This is a genomic window from Stutzerimonas sp. FeSN7 (assembly GCF_030263795.1).
Classification (GTDB): Bacteria; Pseudomonadota; Gammaproteobacteria; order Pseudomonadales; family Pseudomonadaceae; genus Stutzerimonas; species Stutzerimonas stutzeri.
The window spans coordinates 987161-1001294 of sequence record NZ_JARPMN010000001.1 but is presented as its reverse complement, the minus strand read 5'-3'; the positions used below and the strand labels follow the sequence as shown (position 1 = coordinate 1001294).

Annotated in this window: 9 protein-coding genes; 8 read left to right on the top strand and 1 reads right to left on the bottom strand. The window is 65.5% G+C overall.

Features of this window, described 5'->3' with window-relative positions; translation table 11 throughout:
• The first annotated feature begins 103 nt into the window (after window positions 1–103).
• Window positions 104–1564, top strand: coding sequence for a membrane-bound lytic murein transglycosylase MltF (gene mltF, locus P5703_RS04520; protein ID WP_014597420.1), 1461 nt, complete (start codon window positions 104–106; stop codon window positions 1562–1564).
• Between the two features lie 21 nt (window positions 1565–1585).
• Here the strand turns inward: mltF and P5703_RS04515 are convergent, their stop codons facing one another.
• Window positions 1586–4303 carry a cation-transporting P-type ATPase gene (locus P5703_RS04515; protein ID WP_285585675.1) on the bottom strand — a complete coding sequence of 906 codons (2718 nt, stop codon included), beginning with the start codon at window positions 4301–4303 and terminating at the stop codon, window positions 1586–1588.
• A gap of 200 nt (window positions 4304–4503) precedes the next feature.
• Between P5703_RS04515 and P5703_RS04510 the strand changes: the two genes are divergently transcribed.
• The 7 genes from P5703_RS04510 (at window position 4504) to xdhC (ending at window position 14118) form a co-directional block, all read left to right on the top strand.
• Window positions 4504–5184, top strand: coding sequence for an SDR family oxidoreductase (locus P5703_RS04510; RefSeq protein WP_048329699.1), 681 nt, complete (start codon window positions 4504–4506; stop codon window positions 5182–5184).
• 209 nt (window positions 5185–5393) lie between these two features.
• A complete protein-coding gene (locus tag P5703_RS04505; RefSeq protein WP_279640460.1) occupies window positions 5394–6749 on the top strand; it encodes an 8-oxoguanine deaminase in 1356 nt (451 codons plus the stop codon).
• A gap of 203 nt (window positions 6750–6952) precedes the next feature.
• Complete coding sequence (locus P5703_RS04500) at window positions 6953–8044, top strand: BMP family ABC transporter substrate-binding protein (RefSeq protein WP_017246466.1); 1092 nt, start codon at window positions 6953–6955, stop codon at window positions 8042–8044.
• Window positions 8045–8183: 139 nt separating this feature from the next.
• Entirely contained in the window at window positions 8184–9158 is a 975-nt protein-coding gene (locus P5703_RS04495; protein WP_285585673.1) for a 2-oxoglutarate and iron-dependent oxygenase domain-containing protein, read from the top strand.
• Between the two features lie 161 nt (window positions 9159–9319).
• Entirely contained in the window at window positions 9320–10768 is a 1449-nt protein-coding gene (gene xdhA, locus P5703_RS04490; protein ID WP_125850923.1) for a xanthine dehydrogenase small subunit, read from the top strand.
• On the top strand, window positions 10761–13157 hold the full coding sequence (gene xdhB / locus P5703_RS04485; protein ID WP_285585670.1) for a xanthine dehydrogenase molybdopterin binding subunit: 2397 nt from the start codon (window positions 10761–10763) through the stop codon (window positions 13155–13157). The genes xdhA and xdhB overlap by 8 nt, the downstream gene beginning before the upstream one ends.
• A 100-nt stretch (window positions 13158–13257) precedes the next feature.
• A complete protein-coding gene (gene xdhC, locus P5703_RS04480) occupies window positions 13258–14118 on the top strand; it encodes a xanthine dehydrogenase accessory protein XdhC (protein ID WP_285585668.1) in 861 nt (286 codons plus the stop codon).
• Window positions 14119–14134: the final 16 nt, after the last annotated feature.

The window sequence follows — 14134 nt, the reverse complement described above, 5'->3', positions numbered from 1 at the left end:
ATGCCCGACTGCCGCGCTGCGGTCGTCCACCCAGGCCCGCTTAGCAGAGAGGCCGAACGCTGTCCAGATATGGTGGCGGTTCGCCTTTGCGTATACTGCGCCGATGTTTGCCCATACCCTGTTCCGCAAGCGCTGCGCCATCTGGCTGTTGGCGATCGGAATCTTCCTGATGCTCGGCAGCTGCGCCGAAAAGCCCAGCGAGCTCGAGCGCATTAAGGAGGAAGGCGTACTGCGCGTGATTACCCGCAACAGCCCTTCCACCTATTTCCAGGATCGCAATGGCGAAGCCGGCTTCGAGTACGAGCTGGTCAAGCGTTTCGCCAGCACCCTGGGCGTCGAACTGCAGATCGAAACCGCCGACAACATCGACGACATCTTCAGCCGTCTCAATCGTCCCGGCGGCCCGGCACTGGCCGCTGCGGGACTGGTCGCCAGCGAAGGCCGCCAGGAACTGGCGCGCTTCACCCGCTCCTACCTCGACGTCACCACCCAGGTCGTCTACCACAGCGGCCAGCGCCGACCGACCAGCCCGAAGGATCTGATCGGCAAGCGCATCCTGGTGCTCAAGGGCAGCAGCCAGGCGGAGAAGCTGGCCTCGCTGCAGGTGGAATTCCCCGAGCTGCGCTACGACGAATCCGATGCGGTGGAAGTCGTCGACCTGCTGCGCATGGTCGATGAAGGCCAGATCGACCTGACCCTGGTGGAGTCCAACGAGATGTCCATGAACCAGGTGTATTTCAGCAACATCCGCGCCGGCTTCGACGTCGGAGAACAGAACAGCCTGGCCTGGGTGGTCGCCAAAGGCGAGGATGACAGCCTGCTCAAGGCGGCCGATGCCTTCCTCGAGCAGGCCCAGCAGAACGGTACATTGCAGCGCCTGCGCGAGCGTTACTACGGCCATGTCGACGTGCTCGGCTACGTCGGTGCCTATGCCTTCGCCAAGCACCTGCAGCAGCGTCTGCCACGTTATGAAAAGGCCTTCCGTGAAACCGCCAAGGAACATGGCATCGACTGGCGCCTGCTGGCTGCGATCGGCTACCAGGAATCCCACTGGCAGCCGGAAGCCACCTCCAAGACCGGCGTGCGCGGGCTGATGATGCTGACCCTGCGCACCGCCAATGCCATGGGCGTGACCAATCGCCTCGATCCGGTACAGAGCATTCAGGGTGGCGGCAAGTACCTGGTGCAGGTGCATGCCAGCCTGCCGGAGAGTATCGAGGAGCCGGACCGCACCTGGTTCGCCCTGGCCGCCTACAACGTCGGTGGCGGCCATCTGGAAGATGCACGCAAGCTGGCCGAGGCTGAAGGGCTGGACCCCAACAAGTGGCTGGACGTGAAGCAGATGCTGCCACGCCTGTCGCAGAAGCAGTGGTACAGCAAGACCCGCTACGGCTATGCCCGCGGCGGTGAGCCGGTGCACTTCGTGGCCAACATCCGCCGCTACTACGACATCCTCACCTGGGTGACCCAGCCGCAGATGGAGGGTCAGCAGCTGGCCAAGAGCGAGCTGCACATCCCGGGCATCAACTCCACCGACCTCATGGAAGAGCTGCCGCCGCTCTGACCCCTACGGCGCCGTTTCACCTCAGGACGGGCCGACGCCCATGCGGCGCAGCAGCGCCTTCTCGATCTCCAGGATCAGCAGCACCGCCACGCCGGCCAGTACCACCAGCATGCCGGTGTCCAGCGGCAAGGCCTCGGAGGCGAACAGCGACTGCATGAACGGCGCGTAGGTGAACAACAGCTGCAGGCCGAACACGCTGAACACCGCCACCAGCACCCGCGGCGTGCCTTTCACGCCCTGCACCGTGAAGGACGGCGCCTTCAGGTAGCGCACGCTGAACAGGTAGAACACCTCCATGCATACCAGCGTGTTCACCGCAACGGTGCGCGCGGCCTCGACCGTCGCGCCCTGCGCCAGCATCCACTGGTACATGCCGAAGATCCCGACCAGGAACAGCGCCGAGACGAAGAAGATCCGCCAGATCACGAAGCGCGACAGCATCGGTTCGTCCGGTCGCCGCGGCGGGCGCTGCATCACGTCCGCCTCGGTCGGTTCGAAGGCCAGCACCATGGCCAGCGCCACGGAGCTGACCATGTTGACCCAGAGCACCTGAACCGGCGTGATCGGCAGCGCCAGGCCGAGCAGCACCGCCAACAGCAGCGACAGCGACTCGCCGCCGTTGATCGGCAGTAGGAAGGTCACGGTCTTGCGCAGGTTGTCGTAGACGGTACGCCCTTCTTCCACGGCATGCGCGATGGAGGCGAAGTTGTCGTCCGCCAGCACGATGGCGCCCGCCTGCTTGGCCGCCTCGGTCCCCTTCATGCCCATGGCCACGCCGACGTCGGCCTGCTTCAGCGCAGGCGCATCGTTGACGCCATCGCCGGTCATGGCGACGACCTCGCCATTGGCCTGCAGCGCACGTACCAGACGCAGCTTGTGTTCCGGGCTGGCACGGGCGAACACCCGTGCCTCGGCGACGGCCTGGCGCATGGCAGTGTCGTCCATCAGCTCCAGCTCCGGGCCGGTGATCGCCTTGATGTCCTCGCCCATGCCCAGCTGCCGGGCGATGGCGCTGGCGGTCACACCGTGGTCACCAGTGATCATCACCACACGAATGCCGGCCGCGCGGCACTGCGCCACCGCCCGGATCGCCTCGTCACGGGGTGGATCGATGATGCCGACCAGGCCGAGCAGGGTCAGCCCGCTGGCGACATCGGCATGCTCGAGGTCCTGCTTGCCTGCGCCCAGCCGACACCGGGCGAAGGCCAGTACCCGACGCCCGGCGCGCGCCTGCGCCTCGATCTGGTTGTGCCAGTGCGCCTCATCCAGCGCGCGCTCGACGCCGTCGGCCTCCAGCTGCTGCGAGCACATGGCCAGAATGCGTTCCGGCGCGCCCTTGACCAATACCTCGCTGCCCGCCTCGCAGGCATGCAGCGTCGCCATGAACCGATGCTCGGATTCGAACGGAATCACGTCCAGCCGCGGCCGGTCGACCTGCACTACCGTCGGCGAAAGCCCGGCCTTCATCGCCAGAGTCAGCAGCGCGCCCTCGGTGGGATCGCCAGCCAGCACCCAGTGCTGTTCCTTTTCGTGCAGGCTGGCGTCATTGCACAGCGCGGCGGCTTCGACCAGCGCGGCCGCCGCCGGCGAGTGGGCAGCCAATGCTGCCGCATCGACCGCCGAACCCTGCAGCAGCAGGCTGCCGGTCGGCGCGTACCCGGCCCCCTCGACGTCCAGCGACTGGCCGGCACAGATCACCTCCTGCACGGTCATCTCGTTGCGCGTCAGGGTGCCGGTCTTGTCCGAGCAGATCACCGTCACCGAACCCAGCGCCTCCACCGCCGGCAGCCGACGGATCACCGCGTTGCGTGCGGCCATACGCTGCACACCGATCGCCAGGGTGATGGTCATGATCGCCGGCAGTCCTTCCGGGATCGCCGCGACCGACAGGCCTACCGCGGCCATGAACATCTCACCGGCCCCCATGCCACGCACCAGCGTGCCGAACAGGAACAGCAATCCGCCGGTGGCGAGAATGAAGAGGGTCAGGATGCGGCCGAAGTCCTGCATCTTTCGCAGCAGCGGCGTGGTGCCCTGCTCCACCGCTTCGAGCATGCGGCCGATACGGCCGATCTCGGTGGCGGCGCCGGTGGCAACCACCACGGCCCGCGCCTGGCCCTGGGTGACCAGGGTGCCCGCATAGCCCATGCAGATCCGGTCGCCGATGGCCGCGTCATCGGCCACGGCATCGACCTGCTTGTCCACCGGCACCGATTCACCGGTCAACGCCGCCTCGTCGATGCGCAGGCTGCGCGCCTGCAGCAGTCGCACATCGGCTGGCAGGCTGTCGCCGGAGGCCAGCAGCACCACATCACCGGGCACCAGATCGGCGGCATCGATGTCCTGCTGCCGGCCGTCGCGCAGCACCACTGCGTGCGGCGCCAGCAGATGGCGGATCGCCTGCAACGCCTTTTCCGCCTTGCCTTCCTGAACGAAACCGATGGCAACGTTGAGCACCACCACCGCAATGATCACGAAGGTGTCGACCCAGTGCCCCATCAATCCGGTGACCAGCGCCGCGGCGATCAGCACATAGAGCAGCACGTTGTTCAGATGCCGCAGCACGCGTTGCCAGACGCTGGCCGGCTTGGCTTCGTCGAGCCGGTTGGGACCGTAGCGGAGCAGACGCTGCGCGGCCTGCTCGTGCGTCAGGCCGGCGGCGGTTGAGTCCAGCTCCAGCAAGGCCTCCTCGGCCTGACGGGCGTGCCAGCGGGTCGATTGGATCTGCTGTTCGGGCATTGGGTCCTCCAGGGCGGATGATTCGTTGCCGGGCGCACTGCAAAACTAGCCCATGAGAGCCGAAACAGAGCGGTTCTGACCATCGCAACGAAACGGCTTGCAACACTCGGGCAGTGGTCGATTGCCGCACGCCGGCCCGCTGCGCGCGAGGCTGGTCCTCGCGCTATTCTTGCCCACGTCATGACCTTCGAGATTGCTCCATGCCAAAGAACATACTGATTGTCGGCGCCTCCCGCGGCCTGGGCCTCGGCCTGGCGAAGCAGTTCTCCAGCGCAGGCTGGCAGGTGATCGCCACCGTCCGCGATCCACAGCGTGCCGAAGCGCTAAACGGGTTGCCGCAGCTGCGCATCGAGACCCTGGACATGGACGACGCGACCAGCGTCGATCAACTGGCCGCACGCCTGGCCGGCACCCCGATCGACGTCCTGTTCGTCAACGCCGGCATCGCCGGGCCGCAGGGCAAACCGGCCACCGAAGCCAGCCAGGCGGAAGTCGGCCAGCTGTTCTTCACCAACGCCGTCGCTCCGGTGCGCCTGGCCGAACGACTGTTGCCACTGGTGAACCCGGATCAGGGCGTGGTCGTCTTCATGAGCTCCATTCTCGGCAGCGTCGAAGTCGGCCCAGGCATGGGCATGGACCTCTACGGTGCGAGCAAGGCCGCGCTGAATCACATGACCCGCACCTTCGTTGCCAAGCTCGGCGAGACGAAGCTGACCGTGCTGTCGATGCATCCGGGCTGGGTCAAGACCGACATGGGCGGCGATCAGGCCCCGCTGGATGTCGAGACCAGCGCTCGCGGCATGGCCGAGCAGGTGACGCGCGCCATCGGCCAGGGCGGGCATCGGTACATCGACTATCTGGGGGACGCGCTGCCCTGGTGAGCAGGCAAGACCGTGATCGACCGTGAACGGACTCACCCCGGTGTCCCGGTCGCGGTCGGGACCGCTCCGCAAACCGGCCCTTGGCAGCCCCTGTGGCATCCCTTATCTTTCCGTCCGCGGCACAAGCAACCCCCTCCGCCCCTGGATCAGCAGACAGGGCATAACTGAGCTGGCTACTCTGAACTCAACCCTTCAGGAGGAAGCCGGCCATGCCTGCTGACCGTATCTGGATCAAGAATCCGCTTGCCCTATTCACCGCCAACGACCAGGAAGCCTCGGGTGGGCTGGTGGTCGAGAACGGCGTCATCGTCGAAATGCTCGCCGCCGGGGCCTCGCCCGCGCTGCCGGTGAACGAGACCTTCGACGCCCGCGAGCACGTCGTGCTGCCGGGGCTGGTCAACACCCATCACCACTTCTACCAGACCCTGACCCGCGCCTGGAGGCCGGTGGTCAACGAGCCGCTGTTCAACTGGCTGCTGACCCTCTACCCGGTCTGGGCACGGCTGACGCCGCAGGCGCTGCAGCTGGCGAGCAAGGTGGCGCTGGCCGAGCTGCTGTTGTCGGGCTGCACCACGGCGGCAGATCACCACTACCTGTTTCCGGGCGGGCTCGAGGACGCCATCGACATCCAGGTCGGAGCCGTCCGCGAACTGGGCATGCGTGCCATGCTCACCCGCGGTTCGATGAACCTGTCCAAGGAAAACGGCGGCCTGCCATGCAAGAGCGTGGTGCAGGACGCCGAGGCCATCCTCGCCGACAGCGAGCGGCTGATCGACCGCTACCACGAGCGCGGCGACGGCGCGCAGATCCAGATCGCCCTGGCGCCCTGCTCGCCGTTCTCGGTCACCACCGACATCATGCGGACCTGCGCAGAGCTGGCCGAAGCGCGGGACGTGCGTCTGCATACCCACCTGGCCGAGACCCTGGACGAACAGGAGTTCTGCGCGAAACGCTTCGGCATGCGCACCGTGGACTACCTGCAGAGCGTCGGCTGGCTCGGCCCACGCACCTGGCTGGCCCATGGCATCCATTTCAACCAGGTGGAAATTCACCGCCTGGGTACAGCCGGTGTGGGCATCTGCCATTGCCCGAGTTCCAACATGCGTCTGGCCTCCGGCATCTGCCACACGCTCGAGCTCGAGGACAAGGGCGCCATCATCGGCCTGGGCGTGGACGGTTCGGCCTCCAACGACGCCTCCAACATGATGCTCGAAGCGCGTCAGGCGCTGTTCATCCAGCGCCTGCGCTACGGCGCCGAGAAGATCACCCCGCAGAAGGTGCTCGGCTGGGCGACCCGCGGCTCCGCGCGCCTGCTCGGGCGCAGCGACATCGGCGAGTTGGCGGTCGGCAAGCAGGCCGATCTGGCCCTGTTCAAGCTGGACGAACTGCGCTTCTCCGGCAGCCACGATCCCATCGCCGCGCTGCTGCTTTGCGCCGCCGACCGTGCCGACCGGGTGATGGTCGGCGGCAAATGGCGCGTCGTCGACGGTCAGGTCGAAGGCCTCGACGTGCAGGGACTGATCGCCGATCACCAGCAGGCGGCCCGGCAACTGGTAAACGGCTAAACAACCACGATCGAGGCTTGCACCAAAGCTGGGCGCCGTGGATTACTGGCGCACCAGCGCAAGTCTCGATCTGGCCTCGGCGTCGAGCCGAATCGGCCGCAATCCGGCACAACGAAGGTATCTGTCCAGTTGGTCAGCTTTTTGCTAACCAGCTATCAGCCAACACAGGCTCTGTAGCTAGACAAACAGGAGCGTCACCCGCCATGCAGAACAACTCACGGAAAACCCTGCTGCGCGCCCTTGCCGCAGCGATCGGCTTCAGCGCCGCTCTCACCACGGTCGCCGCTTCGGCCGCCGACCCGCTGAAGGTCGGCTTCGTCTATATCGGCCCGATCGGCGACCATGGCTGGACCTACCAGCATGAGCAGGGTCGCAAGTACATGGAAGAGCAGCTGGGCGACAAGGTGAAGACCAGCTTCGTCGAGAACGTGCCGGAAGGCGCCGATGCCGAGCGGGTTATCCGCAACATGGCCAAGAGCGACTATGACCTGATCTTCACCACCTCCTTCGGCTACATGAACCCCACGCTGAAGGTCGCCAAGCAGTTCCCCAAGGTCACCTTCGAGCACGCCACCGGTTACAAGCAGGCGAAGAACGTCGGCACCTATCTGACCCGCTCCTATGAAGGCCGCTACGTCGGCGGCTTCCTCGCGGCGAAGATGACCAAGACCAAGAAGGTCGGCTACATCGCGTCCTTCCCGATTCCGGAAGTGATCCGCGACATCAACGCCATCCAGCTGGCGCTGGACAAGTACAACCCTGGCACCGAGATCAAGGTGGTGTGGGTCAACACCTGGTTCGATCCGGGCAAGGAAGCCGATGCCGCCAACGCGCTGATCGACCAGGGCGTGGACGTGATCTTCCAGCACACCGACAGCCCGGCACCGATCCAGGCCGCCGAGCGCCGTGGCGTCTATTCCGTCGGTTACGCCTCGGACATGCAGCACTTCGGGCCGAAGGCCGTGCTGACTTCCATCGTCAACGACTGGGGCCCGCACTACACCAAGTCTGCCGAAGCGGTAATGGCCGGCAACTGGAAATCCGAGGACTTCTGGGGCGGGCTGGCACAGGACAGCATCAGCCTGCCGATCAGCGATCTGGTGCCTGCTGACGTCAAGGCCGAGGCCGAGCAGATCATCGCCCGCATCAAGAGCGGTGAATTCCATCCGTTCACCGGTCCGATCAAGGATCAGGCTGGCGAAGTGCGCATCGCCGAGGGCGAGACCGCCAGCATCAAGGACCTCGCCTCGATGAATTACTACGTCCAGGGCGTCAAGGCTGAAATGCCGAAGTAAGCGTCACCTGCGCCGGCCCCACCGGCGCACTGCGGAATCTCGCGTGCCGTCCCGCCTCCGGGCGAACCGCATGCAGGGGGCATTGCCCTCGAAGGCCGCCGGTACGAGAAGACCGGCGGCGCCGTACCCGGAGTCAGCCATGAACTCACTGCCCATCATCGATATTTCCCCGCTCTATAACGCCGACGAAGCCGGTCATCTGGCCGTCGCCGAGGCCATCGACCGCGCCTGCCGCGAGTGGGGCTTCTTCTATATCAAGGGTCATCCGATCAGCGCCGAGCGCATCGCCACCCTCACCGACCATGCCAAGCGTTTCTTTGCCCTGCCCGCCGACGAAAGGCTGAAGATCGATATCACCAAGAGCCAGCATCACCGCGGCTACGGTGCCGTCGCCACCGAGCAGCTGGACCCGAGCCAGCCGCGCGACCTCAAGGAAACCTTCGACATGGGTTTCCATATGCCTGCCGATCATCCCGAGGTACTGGCCGGCAAACCGCTGCGCGGGCCCAACCGTCATCCGCTGCAGATCGAAGGCTGGACCGAGCTGATGGAGGGCCATTACCGCGACATGCAGGATCTCGCCTGCACCCTGCTTCGTGCCATCGCGCTGGCCCTTGGCATCGAGCGCGACTTCTTCGACAAGCGCTTCGTCGAGCCCATCAGCGTATTCCGCATGATCCACTACCCGCCCCGGCAGACGGCCACTAGCGCCGATCAGCAAGGCGCCGGCGCGCACACCGATTACGGCTGCGTCACCCTGCTCTATCAGGACCAGGCCGGCGGCCTGCAGGTGCAGAACGTCAAGGGCGAGTGGATCGACGCACCGCCCATCGAAGGCACCTACGTGGTCAACATCGGCGACATGATGGCGCGCTGGAGCAACGACCGTTACAAGTCGACGCCACATCGCGTGGTCAGCCCGCTGGGCGTGGATCGCTACTCCATGCCGTTCTTCGCCGAGCCGCATCCGGACACCGAGATCGCCTGCCTGCCCGGTTGCTACGACGAAACCAACCCGCCGAAATACCCGAGCACCACCTGCAGCCGGTACATGCTCTCGCGCTTCGCCGAGACCTACGCCTACCGACGGCAGGGCGAGGCCGAACCCGTCTGAACGGGCTTTAATTGCAGTATGCAAACAGGGGCGAGCGCATCGATATGCCTCGCCCGATCTGCGCGCGTCTGCCGCATTGACTTTTGAGTCAGGAATTAGTTGACCGAAAAGTCAGATAGCGATAGTTTGCGTGTCAGAACAACAACAGCGGAGGCTTCGCCTTGATCCAGTTTCTTCTCAATCGAGAACTGCGCAGCGAGCGCGCACTCGATCCCAACACCACGGTGCTGCAGTATCTGCGCGAGTATCGTGGCAAGACCGGAACCAAGGAGGGCTGCGCCTCCGGTGACTGTGGCGCCTGTACCGTGGTGGTCGGCGAACTGGTGGGCGAGCGCCTGCGGTATCGCACCCTCAACTCGTGCCTGACCTTCGTCTCCGCGCTGCACGGCAAGCAGTTGATCAGCGTCGAAGACCTCAAGGACCAGGGCCGACTGCACAGCGTCCAGCAGGCGATGGTCGACTGCCACGGCTCGCAGTGCGGCTTCTGTACCCCCGGATTCGTCATGAGCCTGTTCGCCCTGCAGAAGAACGCCGGCGCGGTCAATGAATACGATCCGCACCAGGCCCACGAAGCCCTGGCCGGCAACCTCTGCCGCTGCACCGGCTACCGGCCGATCCTCGAAGCCGCCGAACAGGCCTGCTGTGCCAAGCAGCCGGACCAGTTCGATGCCCGCGAAGCCGAGACCATCGCCCAGCTCAAGGCCATCGCCCCGCGTGAAATGGCCGAGCTCAGCGACGGCGAAAGGCGTTGCCTGTCGCCGCTGACCGTCGCCGAACTGGCTGAGGTCTACGCCGCCAATCCCGACGCACGGCTGCTTGCCGGTGGCACCGACCTGGCACTGGAGGTCACCCAGTTCCATCGCGAGCTGCCGGTGATGATCCATGTCGGGCAGATCACCGAGATGAAGCAGGTCCAGATCGCGGACCGCCATATCGAGATTGGTGCAGCCGCCCCGCTGACCGACTGTTACGCCGCGCTGGCCGCCGAGTACCCGGATTTCGGCGAGCTGCTGCAGCGCTTCGCCTCGCTGCAGATCCGCAACCAGGGCACGCTCGGTGGCAACATCGGCAACGCCTCGCCGATCGGCGACTCGCCGCCGCTGCTGATCGCCCTGGGTGCCGAAGTTGTCCTGCGCAAGGGCGCCAGCAGCCGCACCCTGCCGCTCGAGGATTACTTCATCGACTACAAGGTCACCGCGCGCCAGCCCGGGGAATTCATCGAGAAGGTACGAGTGCCGCGCGCCACACCGGATCGCCTGTTCCGCGCCTACAAGGTTTCCAAGCGACTGGACGACGATATCTCCGCTGTCTGCGCCGCGTTCGACCTGCAGATCACCGATGGCGTGGTCGCCGATGCCCGGGTCGCCTTTGGCGGCATGGCGGCGATTCCCAAGCGCGCCGCGGCCTGCGAGGCGACCCTGAACGGCGCGCCGTGGAACCAGCAGACCGTGGAGGCGGCCTGCGATGCACTGGCCGAAGACTTCACGCCGCTGACCGACTTCCGCGCCAGCCGCGAGTATCGCCTGCTGGTCGCACAGAACCTGCTGCGCAAGTGCTTCCTCGAACAACATGCACCGAAGACCGAGACGAGGGTGACCGCTTATGTCTAACCACGTAACCACCCGCACTCAGGAAGAAATCGCGGCGCTGTTCACCCAGGACCTGGTCACCGGCGTCGGTCGCAGCGTCAAGCACGACAGCGCGCCCAAGCATGTCTCGGGCGAGGCGGTGTACGTCGACGACCGGCTGGAGTTTCCCAATCAGCTGCACGTCTATGCCCGCATGAGCGAGCGCGCCCACGCCCGCATCGTCAGCATCGATACCAGCCCCTGCTACCAGATTCCGGGCGTGGCCATCGCCATCACGGCGAAGGACGTACCGGGCCAGCTGGACATCGGTGCCGTGATGCCCGGCGACCCGCTGCTGGCCGACGGCAAGGTCGAGTTCATCGGCCAGCCGGTGATTGCCGTGGCTGCCGACAGCCTGGAAACCGCACGCAAGGCGGCGATGGCCGCGATCATCGAATACGAGGATCTGGAGCCGGTGCTCGACGTGGTCGAGGCGCTGCACAAGAAGCACTTCGTGCTCGACAGCCACACCCACAAGCGCGGCGACTCGGCCACCGCCCTGGCCAGCGCGCCGCGTCGGCTGCAGGGTTCGCTGCACATCGGCGGGCAGGAGCACTTCTATCTGGAGACACAGGTGTCCTCGGTCATGCCCACCGAAGATGGCGGCATGATCGTCTACACCTCGACACAGAACCCCACCGAGGTGCAGAAGCTGGTGGCCGAAGTGCTCGGCGTGCCGATGAACAAGATCGTCATCGACATGCGCCGCATGGGCGGCGGCTTCGGCGGCAAGGAAACCCAGGCCGCGGGACCTGCGTGCCTGTGCGCGGTGATCGCGCACCTCACCGGCCGGCCGACCAAGATGCGCCTGCCGCGCATGGAAGACATGACCATGACCGGCAAACGCCACCCCTTCTACGTCGAGTACGACGTCGGCTTCGACGATGACGGTCTGCTGCACGGCATCGAGATCGACCTCGCCGGTAACTGCGGCTACTCGCCGGACCTTTCCGGCTCGATCGTCGACCGCGCCATGTTCCACTCCGACAACGCCTACTACCTGGGCGACGCCACCATCAATGGCCATCGCTGCAAGACCAACCTCGCCTCGAACACCGCCTACCGCGGCTTCGGCGGCCCACAGGGCATGGTCGCCATCGAGGAGATCATGGACGCGGTGGCCCGCGAGCTGGGCAAGGACCCGCTCGAGGTGCGCAAGCGCAACTACTACGGCAAGACCGAACGCAACGTCACCCACTACTACCAGACCGTCGAGCACAACATGCTCGAGGAGATGACCGCCGAGCTGGAAGCCAGCAGCGACTATGCAAAGCGACGCGAAGATATCCGCGCGTTCAATGCCGCAAGCCCGATCCTGAAGAAGGGCCTGGCGCTGACGCCGGTGAAGTTCGGCATCAGCTTCACCGCCAGCTTCCTCAACCAGGCCGGCGCGCTGGTGCACGTCTACACCGACGGCAGCATCCACCTGAACCACGGTGGCACCGAGATGGGCCAGGGCCTGAACACCAAGGTCGCGCAGGTGGTGGCCGAGGTGTTCCAGGTGGATATCGAGCGCATCCAGATCACCGCCACCAACACCGACAAGGTGCCCAACACCTCGCCGACGGCAGCCTCCAGCGGCGCCGACCTGAACGGCAAGGCGGCGCAGAATGCGGCGCAGACCATCAAGCAGCGGCTGGTGGAGTTCGCCGCGCGCAAGTGGCAGATCTTCGAGGAAGACGTCGAGTTCAAGAACGGCCAGGTGCGCCTGCGCGACCACTACATCAGCTTCGAGGAGCTGATCCAGCAGGCCTATTTCGGCCAGGTCTCGCTGTCGTCCACCGGCTTCTACCGCACGCCGAAGATTTACTACGACCGCAGTCAGGCGCGCGGGCGGCCGTTCTACTACTTCGCCTACGGCGCGGCCTGCTCGGAAGTGATCGTCGATACCCTCACCGGCGAATACAGGATGCTGCGCAGCGACATCCTGCATGACGTCGGCGCCTCGCTGAACCCGGCCATCGACATCGGCCAGGTCGAGGGCGGCTTCGTCCAGGGCCTGGGCTGGCTGACCATGGAAGAGCTGGTCTGGAACGACAAGGGCAAGCTGATGACCAACGGCCCGGCCAGCTACAAGATCCCGGCGGTGTCGGACATGCCGCTGGATCTGCGGGTCAAGCTGGTGGAGAACCGCAAGAACCCCGAAGACACCGTGTTCCACTCCAAGGCCGTGGGCGAGCCGCCGTTCATGCTCGGCATTTCGGTCTGGTGCGCGATCAAGGATGCGGTGGCGAGCCTGGCTGACTACCGGGCGCAGCCGCAGATCGATGCTCCGGCGACCCCCGAGCGCGTGCTCTGGGGCGTGGAACAGATGCGCAAGTTGCAGCAGGCGGTGTCCCTACCGGAGCCCGCCGTGGAAACCGCGCACTGACCCGTAGGGTGGACAACGCTCTGCTTGTCCACCACGGTCGCATTACGAATGTTCCGGTGGAAAACGCTTCGCGGTTTTCCACCCTACGAAGGGTCAAGCCATGAGCAACCTGTCCTGGATCGACGCACTTGCCGACCTGCAGCAACAAGGCGAACCCTGCGTGCTGGTGACCATCATCGAGGAGCGCGGCTCCACGCCGCGCAATGCCGGCTCGAAGATGGTGGTCAGCCGTGAGCGCCTGTACGACACCATCGGCGGCGGCCACCTGGAGTACAAGGCCCAGCAGATCGCCCGCGAAATGCTGGAAAAGCGCAGCCGTGACACCCGCCTCGAGCGTTTCTCCCTCGGCGCCAGCCTCGGCCAGTGCTGCGGTGGCGCCACGGTGCTGCTGTTCGAGCCCATGGGCCAGCCGCAGGCGCATATCGCCGTGTTCGGTGCCGGGCATGTCGGGCGCGCGCTGGTGCCGCTGCTGGCCAGCCTGCCGTGCAAGGTGCGCTGGATCGATTCGCGCGATAACGAATTCCCCGCCGAGATTCCGCGCGGCGTGGAAAAGGTGGTCAACGACGATGTGGTCGAGGAAGTGGATAACATGCCCGCCGGCAGCTACTTCATCGTCATGACCCACAACCATCAGCTCGACCTGGAACTGACCGCCGCGATCCTTTCGCGCAACGATTTCACCTACTACGGGCTGATCGGCTCCAAGAGCAAACGCGCCAGGTTCGAACACCGTCTGCGGGACCGCGGCTTCCAGCCGGAGATCGTGCAGCGCATGCGCTGCCCCATGGGCATCGCCGAGGTGAAGGGCAAGCTGCCGGTGGAGATCGCCGTGTCCATCGCCGGCGAGGTGATCGCCACCTACAACGCGCACTTCGGTGAAAAGGGTGGGGAGAAAGCCGAGGACGGTGAAAAGCCGGTACCGATGCTGGTCCCCGCTTCGCGCCGCGCCCAGACCAACTGACCACCCGACCTTGTTG

Coding starts and splice junctions, on each gene's coding strand:
- mltF (WP_014597420.1), top strand. CDS start 104: ATGTTTGCCCATACCCTGTTCCGCAAGCGCTGCGCCATCTGGCTGTTG.
- P5703_RS04515 (WP_285585675.1), bottom strand. CDS start 4,303: ATGCCCGAACAGCAGATCCAATCGACCCGCTGGCACGCCCGTCAGGCC.
- P5703_RS04510 (WP_048329699.1), top strand. CDS start 4,504: ATGCCAAAGAACATACTGATTGTCGGCGCCTCCCGCGGCCTGGGCCTC.
- P5703_RS04505 (WP_279640460.1), top strand. CDS start 5,394: ATGCCTGCTGACCGTATCTGGATCAAGAATCCGCTTGCCCTATTCACC.
- P5703_RS04500 (WP_017246466.1), top strand. CDS start 6,953: ATGCAGAACAACTCACGGAAAACCCTGCTGCGCGCCCTTGCCGCAGCG.
- P5703_RS04495 (WP_285585673.1), top strand. CDS start 8,184: ATGAACTCACTGCCCATCATCGATATTTCCCCGCTCTATAACGCCGAC.
- xdhB (WP_285585670.1), top strand. CDS start 10,761: ATGTCTAACCACGTAACCACCCGCACTCAGGAAGAAATCGCGGCGCTG.
- xdhC (WP_285585668.1), top strand. CDS start 13,258: ATGAGCAACCTGTCCTGGATCGACGCACTTGCCGACCTGCAGCAACAA.